Source organism: uncultured Amnibacterium sp. (assembly GCF_964244015.1).
GTDB lineage: Bacteria > Actinomycetota > Actinomycetes > Actinomycetales > Microbacteriaceae > Amnibacterium.
In genome coordinates this window covers 1-26,925 of record NZ_CAXTHO010000025.1, presented here as the reverse complement: position 1 = coordinate 26,925, position 26,925 = coordinate 1, and the positions used below count along the sequence as shown (strand labels likewise).

Sequence of the window (26,925 nt, the reverse complement as noted above, 5' to 3'; positions counted from 1 at the left end):
TGATGGAGGACTACACCTACGACCTCACCCCGGGCGCCGAGGTCATCCTCGGCGCCCACATGCTCGAGGTCAGCCCCGCGCTGACGACCGCGAAGCCGAGCCTCGAGATCCACGCGCTCGGCATCGGCGGCAAGGACGACCCGGTGCGGCTGGTCTTCACCGCCGACGCGGGTCCCGCGGTCGTCGTCGCGATGAGCGACCTGCGCGACCGGTTCCGACTCGTCGCGAACGTGGTCGAGGTCGTCGCGCCGCCGGAGGCGCTGCCGAAGCTGCCCGTCGGCCGCGCGGTCTGGAAGCCAGAGCCGGACTTCACCACCTCCGCCACCGCGTGGCTGACCGCCGGCGCAGCCCACCACACGGTCATGACGACCGCGGTCGGCGTGGAGGTCTGGGAGGACTTCGCGGCGATGACCGAGACCGAGCTGCTGATCATCGACCGGGACACGACGATTCGAGGGTTCCAGCGCGAGGTGCAGTGGAACGCGGCCTACCACCGGCTGGCGCGCGGGCTGTGAGCGACGCCCGCGAGACGATCGCCGCCGGCCGTGGCGTGCTCGGCATCGAGCTCGGCTCGACCAGGATCAAGGCCTGCCTCGTCGGCGACGACCTGGAGGTGCTCGCCGTCGGCGCGCACGAGTGGGAGAACGCGTTCGTCGATCGCCGCTGGACGTACTCGCAGGGCGAGGTCGAGTCGGGGCTGCAGGCGGCCTACCGCGACCTGGTCGCCGATGTGCGGCGGCGGTACGACGTCGAGCTCGGCGCACTCGCGGCGGTCGGCGTCTCGGCGATGATGCACGGCTACCTCGCCTTCGACGCGGCCGGCGAGCTGCTCGTACCGTTCCGCACCTGGCGCAACACCTCCACCGGCCTGGCTGCCGAGGAGCTGTCGGCGCTGTTCGGCGTGAACATCCCGATGCGCTGGTCGATCGCGCACCTGCACCAGGCGATCCTCGACGACGAGCCGCACGTGCGCGAGGTGGCGTCGATCACGACGCTCGCGGGCCTCGTGCACCGCCGCCTGACGGGCCGCGACGTGCTCGGTGTGGGCGACGCCTCCGGGATGTTCCCGATCGATTCCGCGACGCACGACTACGACGAGACGCTGGTGCAGCGCTTCGACGACCTCGCCGCAGGGCGCGTCCCTCCGCTCCGCGAGCTGCTGCCCGAGGTGCTCGACGCGGGTGCGGACGCGGGCGCGTTGACCGTCGACGGCGCGGCGTTCCTCGACCCCTCCGGTGTGCTCGCTGCCGGCGCGCTGCTCTGCCCGCCGGAGGGCGACGCGGGGACCGGGATGGTCGCGACCAACTCGGTCGCGCCCCGCGAGGGCACCGTGAGCGTCGGCACCAGCGTCTTCGCGATGGTCGTCCTGGAGCGGCCGCTCACCGCCGTGCACCACGAGGTCGACCTGGTGACCACCCCCGCCGGCGACCCGGTTGCGATGGTGCACTGCAACAACGGCGCCAGCGAGCTCGCCGCATGGGCCGGCCTGTTCACGCGGTTCGCGGCGGCGGCGGGCACGCCGATCGCGCCCGACGCGGTCTTCGAGATCCTGTTCCGCGAGGCGCTCCAGGGCGACGGCGACGCAGGCGGTCTGCTCGCGTACAACCTCCTGGCGGGGGAGCCGGTCGTGCAGCTGGAGGAGGGTCGACCGCTGTTCGTCCGGACCCCCGACAGTCGGCTGACCCTGGCGAACTTCATCCGCGCGCAGCTCTACGCCGTCTTCGGCACGCTCGGCCTCGGGATGCGCGTCCTGGCGTCCGAGGGCGTCCGGCTCGACCGGATGCTCGCGCACGGCGGCCTGTTCCGCACGGAGGGTGTCGCCGGGCGGTTCCTCGCCGCCGCCCTCGACGCACCGGTCGCCGTCGGCGAGTCGGCGGCGGAGGGGGGCGCGTGGGGGATCGCGGTGCTCGCGGCGTACACGGCGTCGGGAGCGGAGGTCGACCTCTCGACCTACCTGACGGACACCGTCTTCAGGACCGCCGAGTTCCGCACGGTCGAGCCCGACGCGGCGGACGTGGAGGCGTTCGCGTCGTACCTCGAGCGCTACGAGGCGGGCCTCGCCCTGCAGCGCCTGGCCATCACGCTCTGACCGGCGCGCCTGCGGGCTCCGCGCTCCGCTCGCGCTCCGCCAGCACTGCACGCACGGCTCGTCGAAGTGGATCAGCGGCCCGAACTCGGCCACGCCTGTCCAGAGCGGGTGCCGGTCCGCTCAGCGCGGCGGCAGCAGCTCCCACGCCTCGCCCCAGGCGAGCTCGTGCTGCGCGCTGGTGATGCGGCCGGCACGCAGGGCCTCGTCGGCAGAGTGCAGCCGGGCGACCAGCTCCCAGAGCAGCAGGTCGGCCGAGGGGGAGGGCAGCGGTTCCGGGGTCATGCCGGTGCAGATGGTCAGCTCGCGGGCGCCGTGCCGGACGCGTCGGGTCAGCCGGCGGACCAGCAGGAACCCGCAGGCGGAACTCACGACGGCGAGCACGAGTGCGGCGGTCGCTCCCAGCGTCGACGCGGTCAGCACGAGCACGAGCGTCGCGACGACCGCGCTGATCCAGGGGGACTCGGCGGCCAGGCGCCAGCGGCGCGCATCCGCTGCCGACGACCCGGGCGCGAGCACGACGAGGCGGCGGCGGCAGACGCCGTAGCGCGTCGGCCAGGTGTTCAGCGTCCCCCACCGAGGCGGGGTGACGGGCCGGGCGCGCTGCGTCCGGGCACGGGCACGGGTGCGGACGAGGACGGTCATGCCCGCACGAAGGGGATCGCGAGCAGGTCGCCGACGGCGGTGTCGTGCGGCAGCACGGTGATCGCGCCCTGACAGCGGGAGGGCGTCGACACGCGCACGCCACCTGCGGGCGAGGGCGAGATCCGCCCCATCACGCGTGCCTCGGACCAGACGTAGGCGAGATCGTCGGGCACCCCGACGGTCAGGTCCACGCGATCGTCGAGCCCGTCGATGCGAGAGAGCACCCGACCCACGGCGATCGCGCGGACGCCGTCCCCGTGCACGAGCGGGACGCCGATCCGCTGCACGTCGGCCAGGATCGAGACCCCGCCGACCAGGAGGTCGTCGAGGGTCGCGATCGTGTCGGGCGGCCAGGCGTCGTGCTGCAGCGGGTCGGGGAGCGACTGCCGGAACGACGGCAGCACCGCGGTGAGGGTCATGCAGCAGGTCTACGTCCGCGCTCACCGCGGCGGACCCGCCGTCGACGACATCCATACGCCGACGGGGCGTTTCTTCACGCGATGCAGACGCCCGGAGGCGCACGACGGCGGGGGTCGCGGCCCGTCGGCCGGCGAGCGGCCCGATAGCATCGCGGTCACATCCGCGCCCCGATCCATATGGGAGCCCCATGCGCGAGTCCGAGGGTCGCCTCCGTCCGCCGTCCATCAGGGACGTCGCCGAGCGTGCCGGGGTGTCGTACCAGACCGTGTCACGGGTGCTCAACGCGCACCCGAACCTCCGCGCCGAGACGATCGATCGGGTGCAGGTCGCCATCCAGGACCTGGGCTATCGGCCGAACCGTGCGGCGCGGGCGCTCGTCACCTCCCGCAACCACACCATCGGGGTGCTGCTGAGCGCGCGGGCGCTGTACGGACCCTTCAGCTCGTTCATCACGATCGTCGACGCCGCGCGCGAGCGGGGCTACACGGTGACCACGACGCCGAACGCGAGCGACGACCCCGAGGACATCGTCGCGGGGCTCGACGCGCTGCTCGCGCACGGCGTCGAGGGCATCGTCGCGATCGCGCCGCAGGACCGGGCGCGCGAGGCGGTGCGGCAGAGCGGCGCATCGGTACCGGTGCTCACCCTGCAGGGCGGCCCGGACGAGTCGGGCGACTTCGGGTTCGACCAGCGGGAGGGCGCGAGGCTCGCCGTCCGCCACCTCCTGGCGCTCGGGCACCGGCGGATCGTGCATCTGCCCGGCCCGTCCGGCTGGGCGGAGGCGGAGGAGCGGCAGCGCGGCTACGAGAGCATCATGCGCGAACACGCCCTGAGGCCGATCGTGGCGGCCGAGGGCAACTGGACCTCCGACAGCGGTACGGCGATCGGCCGGCGGATCCTCGCCCACGATGCGCCCACCGCAGTGTTCGCCGCGAACGACGAGACGGCGATCGGGGTCCTGGCTGCGGCGCACGATCTCGGCCTCGCCGTGCCGGCGGACCTGAGCGTGGTCGGCTTCGACGATGTGCCCTACGCGCGGCACCTGCGGCCTGCGCTCACCACCGTGCGCCAGGACTTCGGTGAACTGGGACGGCGGGCGATCCGGCTGCTGATCGACGAGATCGAGGGGACCGAGCGCGCGCTGCCGCCGCGTCGCGTCCTGCCGCGCCTGATCGTGCGGGAGAGCACCGCGAAGGTCACGATCGGGGAGCGACCCGCGCGTTCGGCTTGACGACCCGTGCCTCGTTCGTCATGATGACGCAGTCGATGTGAACGTTTCGTATCGGCGACGACCGCACCGGTCCGATGGCGGAAGCACCCCGCGGGGTCTCGGCCTGGTCGTCCTTGCAGCGCACGAAGGAGTGAGTTCATGGCAGGTAGTTCGTTCGGTGGGTTCGATGTCAACCGCCGCAACCTCATCAGGGGAGCCGGCCTCGGTGCCGTGTCCCTCGCCGGCACCGGCCTGCTGGCCGCCTGCTCGACCGGCGGTTCCGGCGGCAGCGGTGCCTCGGGCGGCACCGGGAGCACGACGTTCGGCTCCAACGCCTCCGACGACGTCCCCAAGAAGGCGTTCGCAGCCTTCGTGTCGGCCTTCGAGAAGGAGTCGGGCAACACCGTCAAGACGACGACGACCGACCACAACGGCTTCCAGGAGAAGATCGCCAACTACCTCCAGGGCAGCCCCGACGACGTGATCACCTGGTTCGCCGGCTACCGCGTGCAGTACTACGCGAAGAAGGGCCTGCTCGGCGACATCTCGGACGTCTGGGACAAGATCGGCAGCAACTACTCGGACGCGCTCAAGCAGGCGTCCTCGGTCGACGGCAAGCAGTACTTCGTCCCGAACTACAACTACCCGTGGGGCGTGTTCTACCGGAAGTCGGTCTGGCAGTCGAAGGGCTGGGAAGTCCCGACGACGTTCGACGAGCTGATCGCGCTGTGCAAGAAGATGAAGGCCGCCGGGTTCATCCCGATCGCCTTCGCCGACAAGGACGGCTGGCCCGCGATGGGCACGTTCGACTACCTGAACCTGCGGATCAACGGGTACCAGTTCCACGTCGACCTGCTCGCGCACAACGAGTCCTGGAACTCGTCGGAGGTCAAGGAGGTGTTCGACACCTGGAAGGAGCTGCGTCAGTACCAGGACCCGAGCGCCCTCGGTCTGACCTGGCAGGAGGCTGCCGACAAGGTCGGGAAGAAGAAGGCCGGCATGTACCTGCTCGGCTCGTTCGTGACGCAGCAGTTCACGGACAAGGACACGCTGGCGGACATCGACTTCTTCCCGTTCCCCGCCATCAAGGTCGAGGGCACCGACTCGATCGAGGCACCGATCGACGGCCTGATGCTGTCGAAGCGCGGCGCCACGAACCCGGTCGCGAAGGCCATGGTGGCCTTCCTGGGCACCGGCGCCGGCCAGGAGGCGTACAACAGCGTCGACCCGGCGAACATCATGACGGCGAAGGACGCGGACACCTCCGTGTACACCCCGTTCGTGAAGAAGCTGGCGGACGCGATCGCGAACGCGAAGCACATCACGCAGTTCTTCGACCGCGACGCAGACCCGGCGATGGCCAGCAACGTGATGATCCCCACGTTGCAGACCTTCACCAAGTCGGGCACCGTCGACCTCGCGAGTGTCGAGAAGCAGGCTGCTGCGATCTACGCGAACGCGTAACGATGGTCGACATCCAACCCGTCGGTCTGCGGGGAACCACCGAAGCCGGTCCGGGGGCCACGCCCCCGGACCGGCGGGCCGTGGCCCGGCGCGGTCTCAGGACGTTCACGCGCCGTGATGCGCTCGTGCTCGGCATCATGGTCGGGATCCCGACCCTCGTCGAGGTCGCGTTCATCTGGTTGCCCACCGTCGCCGCGATCGCCCTCTCGTTCTTCCGTTGGGACGGTCTCAGCCTCGACAGCTTCCACTTCAACGGGGTCGCGAACTACGCGTACGCGTTCACGAACTCGCCGTCGTTCTGGCCGGCCGCGCTGCACACGCTGATGTGGCTGATCTTCCTGGCGGTCATCGGCACGCCCCTCGGCCTGCTGCTGGCCGTGCTGCTCGACCAGCCCATCCGCGGCAGCAGGATCTACCAGAGCATCTTCTTCGTCCCCGTGATGCTCTCGGTCGCGCTCATCGGCGTTATCTGGCAGCTGTTCTACGCGCCGGACGACGGGCTGTTGAACAACGTGCTGGGTACGGCGGGTACTTCCCGTGCGGTGAACTGGTTCGGCGACTCGAGCGTGAACCTCTGGGCCGCGCTCGTCGCGGCGACGTGGCGCCACTCCGGCTACATCATGATCCTGTACTTAGCGGGGCTGAAGGGCGTCGATCCGTCTCTGCGGGAGGCGGCGGCGCTCGACGGCGCGAACGAGCGTCAGATCTTCTTCCGGGTCGTGTTCCCCGCGATGGCACCGACGAACGTCATCATCGTGGTGATCACGGTGATCGAGTCCCTCCGTGCGTTCGACATCGTCTACGTCATCAACGGTGCGACGAACGGACTGGAGCTGCTGTCGGCGCTGGTCGTGCAGTACCTGGTCGGGGAGGGGCAGGTGATCGGCATCGGCACGGCGTTCGCGGTGATCCTCCTCGTGGTGTCGCTGGTACCGATCGTCTACTACCTGATCAGAACATTCGGTAAGGGAGCCCAGGAGTGACCGCGACCGCGTCGAAGACCGTCCCCGTCGTCAAAGCGGCTGCCGTACCGGTCGTGGCGACCCGTCGGCGGCGGAAACCACGCCACATCGGGATCTACCTGTTCCTGACCGCCATGGCGGCGCTCTGGCTGATCCCGCTCCTGTGGTCGGTGTACACGTCGTTGCGCCCGAAGGCGGAGACGAACCGGCTCGGCTACTTCTCCATCGGCGGCGTCTACAACCTCGCGAACTACGCGCAGGCGTGGGTGCAGGGCGGGATGCCGAAGTACTTCCTGAACTCGGTCCTCATCACCGTCCCGACGGTCGTGCTGACCCTGTTCCTGGCCTCGCTGATGGCGTTCGCCGTGAGCAGGTTCTCCTGGAAGTTCAACGTCGCGCTGCTGATCGCGTTCACCGCCGGAAACCTGCTGCCGCCGCAGGTCCTCGCTGCTCCGATCTTCGAGATCTTCAAGCTGATCCAGATCCCGTACTCCATCTCGGACTCCGGGTCGCTGCTGAACCAGCTGGCGGGCGTCGTGCTGATCAATACCGCGTTCCAGGTCGGCTTCTGCACGTTCGTGCTCTCGAACTACATGCGGGCCCTCCCCATGGAGCTGAGCGAGGCCGCACGCGTCGATGGCGCGGGCGTCTTCCGTCAGTACGTGTCCGTGGTGATGCCGCTGACCCGGCCGGCGCTCGCGGCGCTGGGCACGCTCGAGGTGATCTTCATCTACAACGACTACTTCTGGCCGCTGATCCTCATCCAGAGCGGTGACCGGTTGCCGATGACGACCGCCATCAACAACCTGCAGGGGCAGTGGCTGCAGAACTACAACCTGCTGGCCGCCGGGGCGGTGATCATCGTCATCCCGACGCTGATCATCTACTTCGCCCTGCAGCGCCAGTTCGTCGCCGGGTTGACGCTGGGCGCGAACAAGGGTTGACCGAACCCTGCCGTCGGGCAGGAGCACTGCCCTCAGGCTGATCCGCCTGGGGGCAGTGCCATGCCCGGCGGCATCTCACTGCATCGCATTGAAAGGAACACGGCCGTGGCCGATCAGCACTACATCGAGGCGAACGGCGTCGGTCTCCTCCTGGCCCTCTCCTCCGACGACCCCGTGGTGGTGCACTGGGGTGCACCGATCGGGCAGCAGCTGCCCGACGTGGCCCTGCTCGCCGCGGCGGTGCCGCACTCCATGTTCGACGCACCGATCCGACCCTCGGTGCTGCCCCAGGCGTCGCGCGGCTGGCGCGGCCGGCCGGCCGTTCGGGGCAGCCGCGGCGGACGCGCGTTCTCCCCGCTGCTCGCGCTCACGGGGGTGGAGGAGGGGGAGGCGTCGATCGCGCTGCAGCTCGCCGATACCTCGGTCGGCATCGAGGTGATCGTCCGGTTCTCGCTCGAGCCCTCCGGTCTGCTCCTGATCGACGGTGAGCTCACGAACACGGGGACGGACGACTACGGGCTCGACCGGTTCGACCTCGTGCTGCCCGTGCCGGGCCAGGCGACCGAGTCGCTCGACACCACGGGGCGGTGGGCGCGGGAGAAGCATCCGCAGCGCCGCTCCATCGATCAGGGCACCTGGGTGCGCAGTGGCCGCCACGGCCGCACCGGTCATGACTCGACCGCGGTGATCGCCGCGGGAACGAGCGGATTCGGCTGGCGGTCGGGCGAGGTCTGGGCGCTGCACCTCGGCTGGAGCGGGAATCACGAGGCGTTCGTCGACGCGCTGCCGAGCGGCCAGACCGTGATCGGTGCGGGTGAGCTGCTCGAGCCGGGCGAGATCGTGCTCGCACCGGGCGAGACGTACCGGACCCCGACCGCCTACGCCTCGTACGCGTCGGACGGTCTCGACGGGGTCAGCGCCCGGTTCCACGACTGGATGCGCGCGCGGGAGCAGCACCCGACGTCCCCGCGCCCCGTCGTGCTGAACACCTGGGAGGCGGTCTACTTCGACCACGACCTCGCGACCCTCAGCGAGCTCGCCGACGTCGCCGCCGCCGTCGGGGTCGAGCGGTTCGTGCTCGACGACGGCTGGTTCGGGCATCGCCGCAACGACCGGGCGGGGCTCGGCGACTGGTGGGTCGACCCCGCGGTCTGGCCGGACGGCCTCGGCCCGCTGATCGACCACGTCCGTGGACTCGGCCTGCAGTTCGGGCTCTGGGTCGAACCGGAGATGGTGAACGAGGACTCCGATCTGATCCGCGAGCACCCCGACTGGGTCTCCCGGCCCGCCGGGCGGACGTCGCTCGACTGGCGGTTCCAGCAGGTGCTCGACCTCGCGAACCCGGCGGCGTGGGAGCACGTGCTCGGCCGTCTCGACGCGCTGCTCACGGAGTACCCGATCGCGTACCTCAAGTGGGACCAGAACCGCGACCAGCTCGAGCTCGGTCACGACGGCCTCGCCTCGACTCACGAGCAGACGCTCGCCGCGTACCGGCTCTTCGACGAGTTGAAGCGCCGGCATCCTGGAATCGAGATCGAGTCGTGCTCCTCGGGTGGTGGCCGAGTCGATCTGGGCGCGCTCCAGCGCACCGACCGGGTGTGGGCGTCCGACACGAACGACGCGCTCGAACGGCAGACGATCCAGCGGTGGACGCAGCTGATCGTGCCGCCCGAGCTGGTCGGCGCACACGTGGGTCCGACGACGTCCCACAGCACGAGGCGGACGCACGACATCGACTTCCGCACCGCGACCGCGCTGTTCGGGCACTTCGGGATCGAGTGGGACATCCGGCTGGCGACCGACGAGGACCGCGAGGGTCTGCGCACCGCGATCGCCCTGTACAAGCAGTGGCGCGAGGTGCTGCACGGCGGCCGCACCGTACGGGCCGATTCGCCCGACCCGTCCACGCAGCTGACCGGCGCGGTCGCGCTCGACGGCTCGCGGGCGATCTTCTCCTGGGCGCAGCTCACGACGAGCGCGTTCGAGACCCCGCTGCCCGTCCGGCTGCCGGGCCTCGACCCGGCGCGGGCCTACCGCGTCAGCGCGACGGCGCCGCTCCCCGCGCACGTCTCGCATCAGCGCGGTGAGCCGGCCTGGCTCGCCGACGGCCTCGTGCTGTCCGGGTCGGCGCTCGCCGTCATCGGCCTGCCGATGCCGATCCTGCATCCCGAGCACGCGCTCGTCATCACCGTGGAGGCAGTCGCATGAGCGACACCACGATCGCTCCGCTCGAGCAGCGCCTGATCATCGGCGAGGGCTGGCTGGCACCCCGCGCCCGGTTCACGACCGATGCCGTGCTGCTGTCTCTGAACGGTGAGTGGGCGTTCCGGCTCTCGGCGAGCCCCGCCGTGGCGCCGGACGACCTCGCCGATCCGGACGACAGCGGCTGGGACCGCATCCCGGTCCCCTCCAGCTGGCCGATGCACGGGCACGGGCTGCCCGCGTACACGAACGTGCGGTTCCCGTTCCCGGTGGATCCGCCGCACGTACCCGATGCGAACCCGGTCGGCGACTTCCGCCGCACCTTTCACTGGGCGGACGCGGACACGCACGCGCTGCTGCGGCTCGACGGGGTGGACGCCGCCGGTGAGGTGTGGGTGAACGGCATCCGGCTCGGCTCGACCGCCGGCAGCCGGCTCGTGCACGAGTTCGACCTGTCGGCCGTGCTGCGGCAGGGCACCAACTCCATCGTGCTGCGCGTCGTCCAGTGGGCGGCGACCAGCTACCTCGAGGACCAGGACATGTGGTGGCTGCCCGGCGTCTTCCGCGACGTCGCGGTGCAGGCGATCCCGGTCGGCGGGCTGCAGGACGTGCGCGCGCAGGCGGACTTCGCCGACGGTGAAGGTGTGCTGCGGGTCGAGGCGGACACCCGCGACGGTGCGATCGCGGTCGTGGACGTGCCGTCGCTGGGTCTCACCGGCCTCGCGACCGGTGTCGACCACGAGCTCGGACGCGTCCCGGCGTGGACCGCGGAGACACCGGACCTGGTGCAGGTCGTCGTGCGGACGGAGACCGAGCGTGCGACGCTCGCCGTGGGCTTCCGCTCGATCACGATCGAGGATGCGCAGCTGAAGGTGAACGGCACGCGCATCCGCATCCGCGGTGTGAACCGGCACGAGCACCACCCCGACCTCGGTCGCGTGGTGCCGCCGGAGCTGGTGCGGCGCGAGCTGCTGCTGATGAAGCAGATGGGCATCAACGCGATCCGCACCTCCCACTACCCGCCGCACCCCGACCTGCCGGGGCTCGCGGACGAGCTCGGCTTCTACCTGATCGACGAGTGCGACCTCGAGACGCACGGCTTCTTCTACGTCGACTGGCGCCGCAACCCGAGCGACGACGCCACCTGGCTGCCCGCGTTCCTCGATCGCATCGAGCGCACGGTCGCCCGGGACCGCAACCACCCGAGCGTGATCATCTGGTCGCTCGGCAACGAGGCGGGCACGGGAGCGAACCTGGAGGCGATGGCGGCGCGGTCGAAGCAGCTCGATCCCTCCCGTCCCGTGCACTACGAGGGCGACTGGTCCAGCACCTACGTCGACGTCTACTCGCGGATGTACGCGCACCAGGACGAGGTCGACGCGATCGGGCGACAGGCGGAGGAGCCGCTCGCCGACGCGGCCGCCGACGCCCATCGCCGGGCGCTGCCGTTCCTGCAGTGCGAGTACGTCCACGCCATGGGCAACGGGCCCGGCGGCATGAGCGAGTACGAGCGGAGTTTTCGTGCCTACCCGCGCACGCAGGGCGGATTCGTCTGGGAGTGGCTGGAGCACGGCATCCGCCGCCGTACCCCCGACGGCCGCGAGTTCTTCGCGTATGGCGGGGACTTCGGCGAGGAGATCCACGACGGCAACTTCGTCGCCGACGGCCTCGTCGACGCGGACCGGAATCCCCGGCCCGGGCTGCTCGACTACAAGAAGGTCATCGAGCCGGTCGAGCTGGCCGTCGAGGGAAGCGTGCTGACGGTCGGCAACCGGTACGACTTCGTCGACCTGGGGCATCTCGCGTTCGTGTGGACGCGGGGCGACGCGCAGGGGTCGATCGAGGTCCCGCCCGTCGCGCCCGGTGCGACGGTCGAGGTGACGCTGCCGCCCGAGACTGCGGGCGACGGCGTGCTGACGGTGTCCGCGGTCACGGCGGCCGAGACGCCGTGGGCGACGGCCGGGCACGAGATCGCCTGGACGCAGTCGGGCGCGCTGCCCGAGGTGGCGGTCCCCGATGGCGCGGTCACGCCGTCCGCCTCCGACGGCGTCATCCGGCTCGGGCCGGCGTCGTTCGACGCGAGGACGGGTCGCCTGCTGACCGTCGGTGCCGTGGAAGTGCCGGGTCCCGATCTCGCGCTCTGGCGTGCGCCCACCGACAACGACCGCGGCGCCGCGAACGGAGCCCAGGCTCGGAGCGACGCCGACGGATGGGCGGAGTCGGGTCTCGACCGGCTGCACAGCCGCGTCGTCTCGGTCGAGCCCGGCGACGGCGCACTCACCGTGACGACCGTGGTCGCCGCGGCCCCGCACGACGGCAGCGTCCTGCTGCGCCTGACGTGGACCTCGGACGGCGAGGCCCTGCGGCTCGACGTGCACGCCGAGCCGAGGGGGCAGTGGCCCTCGGGCTGGGCTCGCTTCGGGCTCGAGCTCGCGCTGCCCTGGTCGCCCGACCACGTCGCGTGGAGCGGGTACGGTCCCGGGCAGCGGTACCCGGACACCGGCCAGTCCCAGCGGCTCGGCCGATTCGACGTCGACGGCGCGGCCGCGCTGCACACCGACTACGTCAAGCCGCAGGAGAACGGTTCCCGTTCGGGCGTCGTCGACCTGGAGCTGTCGGCCGGCGGCAGCGGTCTGCGCGTCGAGGGCTCGGGCTTCTCGTTCACGGCCAGCCCGTGGACCTCCGCCGAGCTCGACGCCGCCGCGCACCCGACCGATCTGCCTCCGGCCAGTGACCGCACCCGGCTGGTGCTCGACCTGGCCGAGCACGGCATCGGGACCGCCTCCTGCGGGCCGGGCGTGCTCCCGCAGTACCGCCTCGACCCCCGCGTCGTCGAGGGAACCCTCGTCCTCCGCCCGCTCGGCTGACGCCCGTCCCGCCTCAGCGTGACTCTCCCGCCCGCCGGTGCAGGCGGGAGAGTCACCCAGGGGCGGGCGACGCCGAGTGATGAGCGCACCGCTGCCAGCGGCGATCGGCTCGACACCCCTCGTGGGGTTCGAGGAGCATGGCGTGCACACTTAGCCTGATCCAATGGCTCCAGAAGGCGACGACGCCCGCCTCGCCGCTGAGCAGCGCGCCCGTGTCCGTATCGACGCGCAGCTGACGGCGGCAGGCTGGGCCGTGCAGGACCGTTCGCGCCTCGACCTCTTCGCCGCCGACGGGGTCGCGGTGCGGGAGGCGATCATGGCGCCGGGCCACGGCCGCGTCGACTACCTGCTCTACGTCGGCACCCGTGCAGCGGGCGTGATCGAGGCGAAGCCCGCCGGCACGAGCCTCTCCGGCGTCGAGTGGCAGTCTGCGATGTACGCGACCGGGCTGCCCGGCCCGACCGCGACCCGCGCCCACACCGTCGACGGTCGTCTGCCGTTCGTGTTCGAGGCCAGCGGCTCCGAGACGCACTTCACCGATGGCTTCGATCCCGACCCGAGGTCGCGCCGCATCTTCGCGTTCCCGCAGCCCGCGACGCTCGCCCGCATCCTGCGCGAAGCGGCGGAGAGCCCGGAGCGGCCGACGTGGCGTGCGAAGGCGCGGGCGTTGCCGCCCCTCGACACGAAGGCGCTGCGGCCGGCGCAGATCACCGCGATCCAGGGGGTCGAGCGGGCGCTCGCCGAGCAGCGCTTCGACCGCAGCCTGATCCAGATGGCGACGGGCGCGGGCAAGACCTTCACCGCCGTCACCCTCGCGTACCGCCTCCTCGCCTACGGCGGGTTCGGGCGGGTGCTCTTCCTCGTCGATCGCAACAACCTCGCCGACCAGACGATCGGCGAGTTCCGCAACTACGTCACGCCGGGCGACGGCCGCCGCTTCGCCGAGGTCTACCCGGTCGACAAGCTGACCCGCGCGGGAATGCTCGGCTCCTCCAGCGTCGTCGTCTCCACGATCCAGCGCGTGTACCGGGTGCTCGCGGGCGAGGAGGTGCCGGAGGGGGACGACCCGCAGCTCGACGACGCGATACCAGAGGCGCCGGTCACAGTCCAGTACAACGCCGCCATGCCGCCGGAGTCGTTCGACCTGGTCATCGTGGACGAGGCGCACCGGTCGATCTACGGCAACTGGCGTCCGGTGCTCGAGTACTTCGACGCCCATGTTGTCGGCCTCACCGCGACGCCCGGGAAGCAGACGTTCGCGTTCTTCCGCCAGAACCTCGTCTCCGAGTACACCTACCCGCAGTCCGTGGCCGACGGCGTGAACGTCGACTTCGACATCTACCGGATCCGCACGCGAATCAGCGAGGAGGGCGGGCTGCTGGAGGCGGGCACGGTGGTGCCGAAGGTCGACCGCCGCACGCGCGAGGAGCGGCTCGAGACCCTCGATGAGGACGTGCAGTACTCGAGGTCCGCCCTAGACCGGGCGGTGACCGCGAAGTCGCAGATCCGCCTCGTGCTGGAGACGTTCCGCGATCGCCTGTACACCGAGATCTTCCCGGGCCGGTCCGCACTGCCGAAGACGCTGATCTTCGCGAAGGACGACGCGCACGCGGAGGAGATCGTCACAACCGTTCGCGAGGTCTTCGGCAAGGGCAACGACTTCGCCGCGAAGATCACCTACCAGGCGCGGGACCCGAAGGGGCAGTTGCAGGCGTTCCGCACCTCCCCGGCGCTGCGCGTCGCCGTTACGGTCGACATGATCGCGACCGGCACCGACGTGAAGCCGCTGGAGTGCGTGCTGTTCATGCGGGACGTCCGCAGCGGCCAGTACTTCGAGCAGATGAAGGGCCGCGGCGCCCGGACGATCGACTCCGACACCTTCCAGGCGGTCACGCCTGATGCGACGGACAAGACGCGCTTCGTGATCGTCGACGCGGTCGGGGTGACCGAGCACGACTTCGTCGACCCGCCGCTGAACCGCGACAAGGGCATCTCGCTGCAGAAGCTGCTGCAGAAGGCCGCCGCGCTGGAATTGACGGAGGCGGACGCGGCGACGCTCGCCTCCCGGCTCTCCGCCCTCGAACTGCAACTGCAGCCCGCGGAGCGAGCAGAGCTGGACGACGTCGCCGGCCAGCCGCTGCGGCAGATCGTGCGCGGCCTGGTCGACGCGGTGAACCCGGACGTCCAGCGCGCCGCCGCCGCTCCGGGCGAGGAGCCGGTCGCGGTCGTGGCCCGGCTGGTGGAGGAGGCGGTGCGGCCACTCGCATCGAACCCGGACCTCCGCACCCGAATCCTGGAACTGCGACGCGCGCACGACCGCATCATCGACGAGGTGAACCGCGACGAGCTGCTGGACGCCTTCGGGCTCGTTGATCCCGACCGGGCGCGCTCCCTGGTCGAGGACTGGGCGCGCTACCTCGTCGACAACCGCAGCGAGATCACGGCGATCCAGGTGATGCAGGAGGCGAAGAGCGAGCGCGTCCCATTCGCGGCGATCCAGGAGCTGGCCGACCGCATCGCCCGCCCACCGCACCGCTGGACCGCCGACCTGATCTGGGCCGCGTACGAGCAGGTGGAGGTATCGCGCGTGAAGCCGCACACCGCGAAGTCGACCCTGACCGACCTGGTGTCGTTGCTGCGCTTCACACTGGGCGAGGCGCCGGAGCTGGTGCCGTACGCCGACCGGGTGCGCGAGCGCTACCTGGCGTGGCTCACCCAGCAGACCCAAGAAGGAGCGACGTACACGGATGCACAGCGCTGGTGGCTCGACCGCATGGCCGACGTGATCGCCTCGTCCGCGGGAATCTCGGCTGATGACCTGGACGAGGCGCCGTTCCGCGAGCGGGGCGGTATCGACGGCGCGATCCGTGACCTCGGATCGCGGGCTGGCGCGATCGTGGAGTCGCTCAACCGGGAGCTGACGGCATGACCCTGCCGGAGGGGTGGCGCGAGACATCGCTATCGAGCGTGGTGCTTGCGCGATCCGGAAATTCATCAATTATCAAGGGGAGAAACAGTGCCACGCCTAGTCCCGGGCTGATCCAGGGCTATAGTGCGAGCGGTCCGGACGTATGGGTCGAAGAGGCAGAGCACCACGGCCCAGGAGTGGTGGTTTCGGCCGTCGGGGCGCGCTGCGGCAAGGCGTTCTTGGCCGACGGAGACTGGGCGGCAATCGCAAATACACATGTGCTAATTCCTAAGCCGTGCCTCGACCCCAAGTTTTTGTGGTACCTCGTGAACGACGAGCACTTTTGGGTCCGCAGTGGGTCTGCGCAGCCTTTTCTGAAGGTCAAGGCTAGCCTCGCTCGGGCCATTTCCCTCCCGCCGCTTATCGAGCAGCGCCGGATCGTCGAGATTCTCGAGGAGCATCTCTCTCGTCTTTACGCCGCAGAGTCGTACCTCCTCACGGCTACGACGCGAAATGCCAACTTCATCCTCGCGAGCCTAGCGAATTTACTAACGAGCCCCGATAGTAGGGAAACTCGGTTCTCAGACATCCTTATTCCAGCCGCGGCACCTCGCGGCCATGTTGACGTGAGAACGGCAGGTTCGGAGGGCCGGTGGCCCGTCGTGGATCAGGGGGGCGGCTCGGCGGCTGTCCGCAGTGACGACGAGGATGCCGTTTACCACGGTCCATTCCCGGTTATCGCCTTTGGAGATCACACTAGACGCTTCAAGAAACTCGACGAGGAGTTTGCGATAGGCGGCACCGGGGTCAAGCTTCTGCTCCCGGCGGATGGTGTGAGCGCGGAGTTTGCGTACTGGGCGCTGCGGAACACGCGTCTGCGCGCGAGAGGATATGGACGACATTTCGCATTGCTTCGTGCCTCGACCCTCCGAATCGGAGACGCTCAGTTCCAGTCGTCTGTAGTGACTGCCATGAATGAAGTCACCGACGCGCACTCTCGAGTCAACGAGGGGATCCGAGCCCAGCAAAGCCGGAGCGGGGCCCTTCGCCGCGCGCTCCTGCACGCCGCGTTCTCTGGCCAGCTGACCGGCCGTCCCGACGACCTCGACCGCGCTGAGGAGTTCGTGTCCGCGTGATCCCGGATTTCCCGAGCCCGATGCGGCCATCTGTCGCGCACCTCGCCGACGGCGGACCGCGAGCGTGAATCACGTCGTGCTCCTCGGAGCCGGGTTCTCGCGCGCGCTCAGCGAGTCGATGCTGCTCCTCAAGGAGTTGGGCCAGCGGGTGGTCGCGAAGCTCGGCGGTCAGGGCGGCGAGGACCTCGAACGTTTCGGGGGCGATGTCGAGGAGTACCTCACCTTCATCGGCGCCGATCAGCCGTGGCTTTCGGAGGAGGAGAACCTCCTGCACCGGGCGCTGTTTGGTGAGACCGTCGCGGCTCTGCGCGAGGTGATCGCCGAAGCCCAACGAGAGGCGACAGACGCCCATCTGCCGCAATGGCTCGAGCGGGTCGCATGGCAGTGGAGCCGCGATCGGGCTGCCGTCCTCACCTTCAACTACGACACGTTGCTCGAGGAGCCGCTGCGGGTGGCTGGCGGCATCGGCACCCTCGCAGACCTCTATGTGGTCCCGCTTACCGAGCGGATCGCGCCGGGCGTCGGCTCGATGTTCACGACAAACGCGCCGACGAAGCCGTACGCCGAGTTGTATAAACTCCACGGGTCGATCAACTGGCTGCACGGCGGTGACGCTGCGCCCGTTACCGACCCGATCATCCTCGACTACCGGACGGGTGAGCGATCCAGCGCACCACGCGACGACCGCATCTATGGCGGGCTCAAGACATTCATCATCCCGCCCACGAGCGTGAAGAACCGCTATTACGACCGGGTCGGGCTGCGCGAACAGTGGATCCAAGCGGCCGCGCGACTCCAGGCGGCGGATCACCTCACCGTCATCGGCTATTCGCTGCCGGCGAGCGACGTCGGCAGCAGCAGCTTCCTGCGGACAAACTTGAACCCCGGCGCACGGATCGAGGTCGTTGACTTTGCTCCGGCCGTCGCCCACCGGTTCGGCTCGCTGCTCAATCGTCCGACGTACTGGCACCCAAGCGTCAGCTCATGGCTTGATGATCGCGTCGCGGACCGCATCGAATGGTGGGCGACCGACGTGGCAGAAACGCAGTGCGTACCGCACCTGTCCGTGAACGGGGTCGAGCAGCTGATTGAGCCACCCCGAGCCGCGTCGCCCGAGGAGTTCGGCGCTCGGGTGCGGGCTCAATCCCCGGACCTCGTCGAGGTGGAATCCACGGTCTCGACCGACGGCATATTCAGGACCCAGGCCCGACGCGTGAAGGCGGATGCGCCGGGCGCGCCCGACCGATGACGATGGCCTCCGCAGCACCGTCGGTACCGCGCGAGACGATATGGGTACTGGTCAGGTCGCCACGCCGTCGCGACGACATCTTGTAAGCGGAGGTGGTGCGTCGTGGACACGCTTGCGGTCGCCGTCTACATCGCCGCTCATGTGGGCGACGTGACGCAGGAGGAGCGGCTTCGTCTGCAGAAGATGCTCTATTACGCAGACGGGTGGTCACTCGCCTGAACCGGTCGGCGGCGGCTCGAGGAGGACTTCGAGGCATGGCGCGAGGGGCCGGTCCTCCGGAAGGTCTACGTCGGCGGACTGAAGAGGGTGAGTGTCCTTCCCGGACCGCAGCAAGCGATCGTGGGCGCGGTCCTTCGGTACTACGACTCGGTCTCCGCGCGTGAACTGAGCGAATCGACCCATGCCGAGGAGCCGTGGGTGGAAGCACGCGACGGGAAGCCGTCTGAGGCGGCGTCGAATCGTCCGATATCCGCCTCGACCGTGCGGCGGTATTTCGTCGCCCAGTCCGTCGCGGGGTCCCCGGGTCCCCGACGGCCGAGGAATCTCGACGAGGCCCCGGAGCCGGGCGCCGTTGCCGAAGTCGCGGCTCGGGCTGACCGTCGCTGGAGCGAGGCGTTGGACGAGCTCGCCGATCGGCGACTCGGTTCCTGACCGTGGATGAAGTCGTCCTCATCCACGACCTTCGCTCGGCTGCGCCTCTGATCGACAGAGGGCGCCTTGAGGCTGCCGTCGCCCAGCCGTCGCTCGAGTTGCTGAGCGGCTATGCCTATGAATCGCTCTTCCTCCAGGCGGCGGTGCTGCTGCTGCACCGGGTGGCCATGAGCCATGCCTTCGCGGACGGCAACAAGCGGACGGCCTGGCTGGCCTGCGTGACCTTTCTGGAGTTGAACGGTGTCGCCATCCGGGATGACCTGTCGCAGGCAGAGGTGGCCGACTTCATGGTCTCCGTCGTCGCGGACCATCTCGACCAGGCGGCGATCGCGCGCTGGCTCGAAGGCGCTGCTGCGGCGTGAGCGCACGAATCAGCGAGACCTGAGGCGCTGTCCGACGTGCGACGTACTCTGCCCGCAACCACGGGAAAGGGTATTCACGATGGGCAAGAGCAAGTCGTCCAAGTCGTCCAAACCGTCCAAGAAGGAACTATCCAAGGCGGGCAGAGTCCTCGCGTCGGACGGCTCCTCGAAGCCGGCGAAGAGCAACGCGGGCTCGACCCTCGGCAAGGGCTGACGCCGGTCCCGCGGCCAGGACGCTCGACGTTCATGCCGGGCACGGACTCCGGCAAAGCTGATTCCGGAGCCTTGATCGACGCCGCGGCAGCTAATGGCGCGCGGCACTCGGTGTCGGTGGCGTAATCGACACTGCCGAGACGAGTGATCAGGAGGAACCGTGACTCAGCAATGGCCCGACGAGAGCGACGTCTTCGACGGTGATGCGGCGCTCCGGCGACTGGACGCGCTCGAGATTCCACTCACCGTCGTGAACCGCGCGCTGGATGCCGGTGACGTCGCGGCAGGCAGCGCCGACGAGTACTCGCCGGTGATGGCAGCCGGGTCGTTGCGGTGGCTGGTCACCGCAACCGAGTTGCGTCGCGGGCTCGCCCCTCTGGGTTGGATTCCGATCGACGACCGCAACCAGCCACGCGCCGTCCTCCGGCGACGTCGGATCGCGGTGGCCGTCATCGGCGGCGACCGGCGTACCGGTCTTGTCGGATTCGGCGAGCCCCGTTCAGCACGAACACACGGCTCGGCGACGAGTCGGCACATCGACGCGAACGAGCAGAACATGCTCGACATCGCTCCCGTCGAACTCGCGGACATGTCGGCCGAGCGCTCGGCCGACCTCAGCACCTGGGTACTCCTGTACTTCCGAGCGGCGGAGCGCCTGCGCGCCGAGCTCTCACTGCCCGCCAGGATGGACGAACGCGGCTTCGTGGTCGGGTGGTGGGAGCGGATTGTCCTGCCGGCCATCGACTTCGATCCCGTCGAGTCGAAGCGACCCCGGGATGCGAGCCCTGATGACGAAGTCCCGTTCCCCGTTCTCGCCCTCTGAGGCGTCGCCAGCGCGTATTCGTCTCGCCCGCGAGCGAGCGGGCATGACGAAGGCAGCACTCGCGGCCCGACTGGGCCTGTCAGTGCGCGCGCTCACTGCGCTTGAGAACGAGGGCGCCCGTGGTCCGGCCGTCGGGGCTCTAGCGCAGGGGTTGGGAGTCTCGCCCGAGTTCCTGCTACGAAGTCACGGAGACGTGATCGAGGTAAAGGAGGCGCGTTTCCGCGCTTCCAGCCGAGCCACGCTCCGACAGAGGGACGCCGCCTGTGCGGTCGGCGCGAGCGGAATCGAGTTCTACTCGTGGCTCGCGACCCGCTTCCGCCTCCGGGATGTCATCCTTCCCGACCTGGACGGGGAGAAGCCGGAGCGAGCGGCCGAGGCGGTCCGCGCGCTGTGGGGTCAAGGCAGGGGAGCACTGCCGAACCTGCTGCAACTCAGCGAAGCCCACGGGCTCCGCGTGATGAGCCTGCCCATGATCGCGCACACGGTCGATGCGTTCAGTCTCTGGCGGGATGCCGAACCCTACGTGTTCCTTTCGACGATGAAGACGGCGGAACGGAGCCGATTCGACCTCGCCCACGAGATCGGGCATCTGGTGATGCATTCGCGAGGTCACGAGGGCGACCTCGAAGCCGAGGCCGATGCGTTCGCGGCCAGCTTCCTGATGCCGGCGGACCTCCTACTCGCCCGGGTCGGTCGAGAACCCGCCCTTCCGGCCGTTCTGCGCTTGCGCTCCCACTATGGCGTCGCCGCGCTGACCATGCTGAGGCGGCTGCACGACCTCGGGCGGCTCAGCGACAACGCCTATCGCATGGACTGCGTGGCGCTCGCGCAGCGCGGATGTCGGAGCGGAGAGGTGGGAGGCCTGCCTCGCGAACCATCGCAGGTGTTCCGGCAGACCTTCGAGGCGTTGCGGTCGAACAACGTGACCGCGGAGCAGGCGGCTCGCGAAGTCGGCCTCTGGGCATCGGATCTGCATGACCTGACCTTCGGGCACTTCGTCGCTCCGGTCGAGTCGCGAGGCGACGCGGCAAGAACGCCGGTCCGAGCAGCGTTGCGCGCGGTGTGACGCCGACTGGTCCTCCACCAACGTCCTCCGGGATCATGGCGTCGGCACCATGGACGACGTCGAGCATCTGCCGGCGTGATGGTGCGGATGCGGGCCCACGTGCTATAAATGGCTCATCACGACCGGTTCCGCCTGCGAAAGCAGGTCCAGGGCCGGTCTTCTTTTTTGTCGTGGGGGACAGTGGTGCCAGACCGTGATATCAAGGTGTTCACCGAGGTCAGTGATCAGGTCAGGCTGCTTCAGCGCCGCGGCTTGAGGATCGACGACGAGGCCGTCGCTCGCAGTCTGCTCGATGGCATCAGTTACTACCGCCTCAGCGGCTATTGGTACCCGTTCCGCGACTGGAACCCGGATCGGACTCGGTCTGAGCGGTTTCGCGAGGGCGTTCGCCTCGAGCACGTCGTCAGTCTCTCCGGGTTCGATCGGGCGCTCCGAGTACGAGTGTTCGACGCGCTCGGAAGGGTGGAGTTGGCGGTGCGGGCGGTGCTCGGACACGAGCTCGGTCGCCTGCATCCGGAAGCTCACCTTCGACGGAGCCTGCTCGACCCGCAGATCGACATCGTGCGCTACGAGCGGTGGCTGGACAGATATGAGGTCGCAATCGCCGATTCGCGCGAGGACTTCGTCGTGCACCATCGTCAACGGTACGGCGGACGTCTGCCGGTATGGGCGGCGGTCGAGTTACTTGACTGGGGTGGCCTGTCGTACCTCTACCAGTTCGCGCCGATCGCTCGGCGGGACGCGGTTGCACAGCATTTCGGGCCGATCACCAGCGCTCAGTTCGCCTCCTGGCTTCGCGCGCTCAACGTGCTCCGGAACTGGTGTGCGCACCACGCGCGGATGTGGAACCGCGCGGTGGCGATCAGTGCCAAGCTGCCGCAGCACGGGGCCGTACCAGATCTGGATCATCTCCGGGGTACCGAGAAGCGGGTCTTCCACCTTCTGGGCATCACCCAGTACCTGCTCCGGACGGTTTCGCCAGAAGGCACGCAAATCCTGCCCGACCTCCTGGCGAGGTTCCCTCGCGTGCCCTATCTGTCGCTTCGACAGATGGGCTGCCCGGATGACTGGCAGAAGCAGCGCCTTTGGTCACCCATCCCGAAGGGAACGATTCGTGGCTGACCCTCGCCGTCTCGTCGACAAGCTCTGGTCCTACGCCCATGTCCTCCGTGACGACGGCGTCGGCACCATCGACTACGTCGAGCAGCTCACCTTCCTGCTGTTCCTCAAGATGGCGCACGAGCGAGCGACACGGCCGCTCAAGCCTGAACGCATCGTGCCGGACGATCTTTCGTGGCAGCGGCTGCTCGACGCCGACGGCGCCGAGCTCGAGTTCCGGTACACGCAGATCCTGGTCGGGCTCGCGCGTCAGCCGGGCACGCTCGGCACGATCTTCCGGAAGGCGCAGAACCGGATCCAGGATCCGGCCAAGCTGCGGCGGCTGATCCACGACCTGATCGACAAGGAGGAGTGGTCCGCCACCGGCGTCGACATCAAGGGAGACGCCTACGAGTCGCTGCTCGCCAAGGGAGCTGAGGACGTGAAGTCCGGCGCCGGCCAGTACTTCACGCCGCGTGCGCTCGTGCACGCGATGGTGGACGTCGTCCGCCCGAGCGTGCAGGACACCGTCGTCGACCCCGCTTGCGGCACGGCCGGCTTCCTGTTCGTCGCGCACGAGTACGCGTCCCAGGGTGCGGAGTCGATGACGCCGCCTGAGCGCGAGCACCTGCGCAACCGATTCGTCAGCGGCACGGAGCTCGTGGACGGCACCGCGCGCCTCGCCGCCATGAACCTCCTGCTGCACGGCATCGGCGATTCCAACGGCCCGTCACTGATCGAGGTCAAGGACTCCCTGATCGCGGACCCGGGCCGGCGGTGGAGCGTCGTGCTCACCAACCCGCCCTTCGGCCGGAAGTCGTCGCTCACCATGGTGGGCGCGGATGGTCGGGAGGCGCGGGAGGACACCGAGATCGAGCGGCAGGATTTCGTCGCCACGACGTCCAACAAGCAGCTCAACTTCCTCCAGCACATCATGACGATCCTCGCCGTCAACGGGCGGGCCGCGGTGGTGCTGCCCGACAACGTGCTCTTCGAGGGCGGTGCGGGGGAGGTGCTCCGCAAGCGGCTGCTCGCCGACTTCGACCTGCACACGATGCTGCGGTTGCCGACGGGGATCTTTTACGCGCAGGGCGTGAAGGCGAACGTCCTGTTCTTCGACAAGAAGCCGGCCTCATCGGACCCGTGGACGCGGAAGCTCTGGATCTACGACCTGCGCACCAACCAGCACTTCACGTTGAAGACCAACCCGCTCACCAGGGCGGCCCTCGACGACTTCGTCCTCTCCTACGCCGCGGGGCGGCCGCGGGAGGAGCGGGCCGAGAGCGAGCGTTGGCACGCCTTCGCCTACGACGAGTTGATTGCGCGCGACAAGACGAACCTCGACATCACCTGGCTCCGCGACGAATCGCTCGAGGACTTCGACAACCTGCCGGCTCCGGAGGTGATCGCCCGCGAGATCGTGGAGGACCTCACAGCCGCGCTCGCCGAATTCGAAGCCGTTGCGGCCGCGCTGGAGGCGCGAGCCGCGGGCGCCGCAACAGACTGAACCGCGAGCTGCCTCCCGTGCGATCTTGACGGGCACTTCCCTGTCGGGAAGTGGAGAGGGGTTCGCATGTGATTGCGCTCCGCGGGCAGGGGCGGGTCAGCGCAGGCGGAGCAACCCCATCGGGTCGGTGAGCGGCCGGGCGAGCGCGACGGCCGGCCGGCTCGCGAGCACCGGCACGAGCACCATCGCGATCGCGAGCAGGATCGGCAGCGCGATCGGCAGCGCGCCGATCGCGTCGTCCAGGTTCACCTTCCTGGCCAGCATGACGAGCGGCGCATGCAGAAGGTACACGGGCAGCGTGTTGCGGCCGAGCGCTGACAGGCGGAACGACCGGCGCGGGGTCAGGATCAGCAGGGCGACCACCATCACGATCCCGATGGCCAGCATCAGCGCCCGCAGCAGTATCCCCGTCCGGTCGCCGAGCCCCATCTCCGCGTAGCCGCGCCGCCAGAACAGCAGCTGGTTCGTGAAGACCGGCAGGCGGATCAGCAGCAGCACCGCGGCGGCTCCTCCGGCGAGCGCTGCGGCGGCAGCGAGCCGGAGCAGCACGCTGGGCGCGGCGAACCAGGCGGCGTCGCCGACCCGCGTCTGCCGGAGGCGCCAGCCGAGCACGAAGAAGGGGAGGAGCGCGAGCGTGCGGCTCGCGGAGAACTGCGTCCCGATCATCGGCGACAACCCGGCCGCCAGGGCCACCACGATCGAGGTGATCAGCGGGAACCGCAGCATCGCGAGATACGGCAGGACCACGCGCATCGCGACGAGGGTGACGAGGAACCACAGCGTCCAGCTGGGGGTCACGAGGAACGAGCCGGGGACCACCACCGCCCTGCCGAGCAGCGCGCGGATCCCGACCCAGACCGCCTCCGCCATGAGCCACGTGATCAGCAGCTCGATCGTGCCCCGCAGTGCCCGGCGGTCGAGCGGCTCGGCCCGGGTGAACCAGCCCGAGATCAGCAGGAACGCCGGCATGTGGAACGCGTAGACGACGTCGTAGACGGCCGTCGCCGCGCTCCCCGGACTGCGGATGCCCTCGAGGGAGTGCCCGAAGATCACGAGCACCATCAGCACGAGCCGGGCGTTGTCCCACAGCGCGATCCGAGGCACCGATCCCGAGGCTGCGGGAGGCGCGATAGAACCGGACATCATCTGCACAGTCTCACCCGAGTCGTCGGCCGAGCCTCATGTCTTCTGTGCGGTGTGTCTGAAGCAGGCGCCGCCGCTCGGTCGCGCAGTGCGCCCGTGTCCCCATCGACGCGCACCAGCGCGTCAGCGGAGGGCGGAGCGGGCCGCCGCCGCCCGGTACGCCTCCAGGATCTCCGGGTGGTGGTCCGGAGCGGGGGAGGCGACACCGGGTACCGGCCACTGCGGGCGTCGGCCGGCGAGGGCCCAGCCCGCCTGCACGGCCGCGCCGAGCGCCACGTACTCGCCCGGCTCGGGCACCACGACCGGCTTCGCGAAGACCTGCGCGGCCACGGCCTGCACCGCGGGGTTCAGCGCCGCGCCACCGATCAGCAGCAGCCGTTCCGCGGTCACACCCTGCCCCTCCACCGCCGCGAGCCCGTCGGCCAGCGCGCAGAGCAGACCCTCGACCGCCGCCCTGGCGAGGTTCTCCCGGGTCGTCGAGCCGAGCGTCATGCCGACGAGCGAAGCGGTGGCGTCCGGCAAGTTCGGCGTGCGCTCGCCGGCGAAGTACGGCACCAGGACCAGGCCGCCTGCGAGCGGCGACGCGGCGAGGGCGAGGCGACCGAGCTCGTCGTGGTCGACGCCGAGCAGCGCGGCGGTCACGTCGAGGATGCGGGCCGCGTTCAGCGTCGCGATCAGCGGCAGGAACTCGCCGGAAGCGGAGGCGAAGCCCGCGACCGTTCCGGACGCGTCGTGGGTGGGGGTCGGGCTGACCGCGAACACGGTGCCGGAGGTGCCGATCGACACCACCACGTCACCGGCGGTCGCGCCGAGACCCAGCGCTGCGCCGGCGTTGTCTCCGGCACCCGCGCCCACGACGATCCCCGCGGGCACGCCCTCGACGCCGTCGATCGTCGTGCCGGCCGCCTCCGACGGGCCGAGCACGCGCGGCAGGACCACGTCGTGGCCGAGTGCGAGCTCGAGCAGGCCGCGGTCGTACCGGTTCCGCACCGAGTCGAAGTAGCCGGTGCCGGAGGCGTCGGACCGGTCGGTCCGCAGGGCCTCGAGCACGGGACCGGAGGGGGAGACCGCCTCCGGCCCGTATCCGAGCAGCCGCCACGTGAGCCAGTCGTGCGGCAGCGCGACGGCCGCGACGCGGGCCGCGCTGTCCGGCTCCGCGTCCCGCAGCCATCGCAGCTTCGTCGAGGTGATCGACGCGACGGGTACCGTGCCGGTCGCGTCGGCGAGCGCCTGCGCGCCCGCCTCCTCGATCAGCGCGAGCGCGGCGGGAGCCGACCGCGTGTCGTTCCAGAGCAGCGCATCGCGCACCACCAGGCCCTCGCCGTCGAGCGCGACCATGCCGTGCTGCTGCCCGGCGATCGCGATCGCCGACACGTCGGCGAGACCGCCGGCGTCCGCGATCGCGGTGAGCAGCGCCCGCCACCAGACCTCGGGGTCCACCTCCGTGCCGTCGGGGTGCGACGCCCGACCCGTGCGCACGATCGCGCCCGTGTCGAGGTCGCGGACGACCACCTTGCAGCTCTGGGTGGACGAGTCGACCCCGGCGACGAGCGTCATGCAGGCTCCCCGTTCATCGAGCGCGGCTCAGGAGCGGGCACCGAGCAGGTGCTCGAGCGCCAGCTGCTGCAGCCGCACGAAGCCGAAGCCCTTGCCGTCGAAGTAGGCGGGCGCGTCGAACTCCTCGTAGGCGCTGCGGTCGGCGAGCAGCTCGTCGAAGCCCTCGCCCTCGCCGAGAGTCGGCGTCGCGAGCTCGAGCACCTTCGCGGCCTGCAGCGCCTCCTGCACCTCGGGGTCGGCGCGGAACGACGCCGCGCGCTCCTTCAGCAGCAGGTACATCCGCATGTTCGCGGCCGCGGAGTCCCAGACGCCGGTCTCGTCCTCGGTGCGGCTCGGCTTGTAGTCGAAGTGTCGCGGGCCCGTGTAGGCCTCGCCGCCGGCGAGACCGCCGTGCTCCAGCAGATCGACGAGC

Annotated in this window: 20 protein-coding genes and 3 pseudogenes; 18 read left to right on the top strand and 5 right to left on the bottom strand. The window is 69.8% G+C overall.

Going from position 1 to position 26,925, the window contains the following annotated elements; all coding sequences use genetic code 11:
* Positions 1-515: pseudogene (locus tag ACFE67_RS04930) on the top strand (L-arabinose isomerase); the annotation flags it as partial.
* Positions 512-2,089 (top strand): xylulokinase, encoded by a 1,578-nt coding sequence (locus ACFE67_RS04925; protein WP_375405756.1) that lies wholly within the window; start codon positions 512-514, stop codon positions 2,087-2,089. The pseudogene ACFE67_RS04930 and the gene ACFE67_RS04925, both read left to right, overlap by 4 nt.
* Before the next feature lie 120 nt (positions 2,090-2,209).
* Here the strand turns inward: ACFE67_RS04925 and ACFE67_RS04920 are convergent, their stop codons facing one another.
* Together ACFE67_RS04920 and ACFE67_RS04915 are read right to left on the bottom strand one after the other, a co-directional pair.
* Complete coding sequence (locus ACFE67_RS04920) at positions 2,210-2,731, bottom strand: DUF6611 family protein (RefSeq protein ID WP_375405755.1); 522 nt, start codon at positions 2,729-2,731, stop codon at positions 2,210-2,212.
* Positions 2,728-3,150, bottom strand: a complete 423-nt coding sequence (locus tag ACFE67_RS04915) for a hypothetical protein (protein ID WP_375405754.1) — start codon at positions 3,148-3,150, stop codon at positions 2,728-2,730. The genes ACFE67_RS04920 and ACFE67_RS04915 overlap by 4 nt, the downstream gene beginning before the upstream one ends.
* 188 nt (positions 3,151-3,338) lie before the next feature.
* Here ACFE67_RS04915 and ACFE67_RS04910 point away from each other — a divergent pair, with 188 nt between their 5' ends.
* The 16 genes and pseudogenes from ACFE67_RS04910 to ACFE67_RS04835 all read left to right on the top strand — a co-directional run bounded on the left by ACFE67_RS04910 (position 3,339) and on the right by ACFE67_RS04835 (position 23,813).
* Complete coding sequence (locus tag ACFE67_RS04910; RefSeq protein WP_375405753.1) at positions 3,339-4,382, top strand: LacI family DNA-binding transcriptional regulator; 1,044 nt, start codon at positions 3,339-3,341, stop codon at positions 4,380-4,382.
* Positions 4,383-4,520: 138 nt separating this feature from the next.
* Complete coding sequence (locus ACFE67_RS04905) at positions 4,521-5,825, top strand: ABC transporter substrate-binding protein (protein WP_375405752.1); 1,305 nt, start codon at positions 4,521-4,523, stop codon at positions 5,823-5,825.
* A 2-nt stretch (positions 5,826-5,827) separates the two neighbouring features.
* A complete protein-coding gene (locus tag ACFE67_RS04900; protein ID WP_375405751.1) occupies positions 5,828-6,808 on the top strand; it encodes a carbohydrate ABC transporter permease in 981 nt (326 codons plus the stop codon).
* On the top strand, positions 6,805-7,731 hold the full coding sequence (locus tag ACFE67_RS04895; protein ID WP_375405750.1) for a carbohydrate ABC transporter permease: 927 nt from the start codon (positions 6,805-6,807) through the stop codon (positions 7,729-7,731). The genes ACFE67_RS04900 and ACFE67_RS04895 overlap by 4 nt, the downstream gene beginning before the upstream one ends.
* 105 nt (positions 7,732-7,836) lie before the next feature.
* Complete coding sequence (locus tag ACFE67_RS04890) at positions 7,837-9,939, top strand: alpha-galactosidase (protein WP_375405749.1); 2,103 nt, start codon at positions 7,837-7,839, stop codon at positions 9,937-9,939.
* Positions 9,936-12,800: a glycoside hydrolase family 2 TIM barrel-domain containing protein gene (locus ACFE67_RS04885; RefSeq protein WP_375405748.1), complete on the top strand. Its 2,865-nt coding sequence runs from the start codon at positions 9,936-9,938 to the stop codon at positions 12,798-12,800. The genes ACFE67_RS04890 and ACFE67_RS04885 overlap by 4 nt, the downstream gene beginning before the upstream one ends.
* Positions 12,801-12,963: 163 nt before the next feature.
* Complete coding sequence (locus tag ACFE67_RS04880) at positions 12,964-15,729, top strand: DEAD/DEAH box helicase family protein (protein ID WP_375405747.1); 2,766 nt, start codon at positions 12,964-12,966, stop codon at positions 15,727-15,729.
* Entirely contained in the window at positions 15,726-16,844 is a 1,119-nt protein-coding gene (locus ACFE67_RS04875; protein WP_375405746.1) for a restriction endonuclease subunit S, read from the top strand. Before ACFE67_RS04880 ends, ACFE67_RS04875 begins: the two co-directional genes overlap by 4 nt.
* A 64-nt stretch (positions 16,845-16,908) precedes the next feature.
* A complete protein-coding gene (locus tag ACFE67_RS04870; RefSeq protein WP_375405745.1) occupies positions 16,909-18,093 on the top strand; it encodes a hypothetical protein in 1,185 nt (394 codons plus the stop codon).
* A 653-nt stretch (positions 18,094-18,746) separates the two neighbouring features.
* The gene (locus ACFE67_RS04865) at positions 18,747-19,106 is read left to right on the top strand and encodes a type II toxin-antitoxin system death-on-curing family toxin (protein ID WP_375405744.1); all 360 of its coding nucleotides are present in this window, start codon (positions 18,747-18,749) and stop codon (positions 19,104-19,106) included.
* A 79-nt stretch (positions 19,107-19,185) separates the two neighbouring features.
* The gene (locus ACFE67_RS04860; RefSeq protein WP_375405743.1) at positions 19,186-19,320 is read left to right on the top strand and encodes a hypothetical protein; all 135 of its coding nucleotides are present in this window, start codon (positions 19,186-19,188) and stop codon (positions 19,318-19,320) included.
* Between the two features lie 159 nt (positions 19,321-19,479).
* Positions 19,480-20,142, top strand: coding sequence for a hypothetical protein (locus ACFE67_RS04855; protein ID WP_375405742.1), 663 nt, complete (start codon positions 19,480-19,482; stop codon positions 20,140-20,142).
* Positions 20,096-20,305: pseudogene (locus ACFE67_RS04850) on the top strand (helix-turn-helix domain-containing protein); the annotation flags it as partial. The gene ACFE67_RS04855 and the pseudogene ACFE67_RS04850, both read left to right, overlap by 47 nt.
* 30 nt (positions 20,306-20,335) lie before the next feature.
* A complete protein-coding gene (locus ACFE67_RS04845) occupies positions 20,336-21,208 on the top strand; it encodes an ImmA/IrrE family metallo-endopeptidase (protein WP_375405757.1) in 873 nt (290 codons plus the stop codon).
* 108 nt (positions 21,209-21,316) lie between these two features.
* Positions 21,317-22,330 carry an Abi family protein gene (locus ACFE67_RS04840; RefSeq protein ID WP_375405741.1) on the top strand — a complete coding sequence of 338 codons (1,014 nt, stop codon included), beginning with the start codon at positions 21,317-21,319 and terminating at the stop codon, positions 22,328-22,330.
* Complete coding sequence (locus ACFE67_RS04835; RefSeq protein ID WP_375405740.1) at positions 22,323-23,813, top strand: N-6 DNA methylase; 1,491 nt, start codon at positions 22,323-22,325, stop codon at positions 23,811-23,813. The genes ACFE67_RS04840 and ACFE67_RS04835 overlap by 8 nt, the downstream gene beginning before the upstream one ends.
* 96 nt (positions 23,814-23,909) lie before the next feature.
* Here ACFE67_RS04835 and ACFE67_RS04830 read toward each other — a convergent pair whose 3' ends face one another.
* The 3 genes and pseudogenes from ACFE67_RS04830 to ACFE67_RS04820 form a co-directional block, all read right to left on the bottom strand.
* Complete coding sequence (locus tag ACFE67_RS04830; RefSeq protein ID WP_375405739.1) at positions 23,910-24,917, bottom strand: acyltransferase family protein; 1,008 nt, start codon at positions 24,915-24,917, stop codon at positions 23,910-23,912.
* 162 nt (positions 24,918-25,079) lie between these two features.
* Positions 25,080-26,513, bottom strand: a complete 1,434-nt coding sequence (gene xylB / locus ACFE67_RS04825) for a xylulokinase (RefSeq protein ID WP_375405738.1) — start codon at positions 26,511-26,513, stop codon at positions 25,080-25,082.
* A gap of 27 nt (positions 26,514-26,540) precedes the next feature.
* A pseudogene (locus ACFE67_RS04820) lies at positions 26,541-26,925 on the bottom strand (xylose isomerase); the annotation flags it as partial.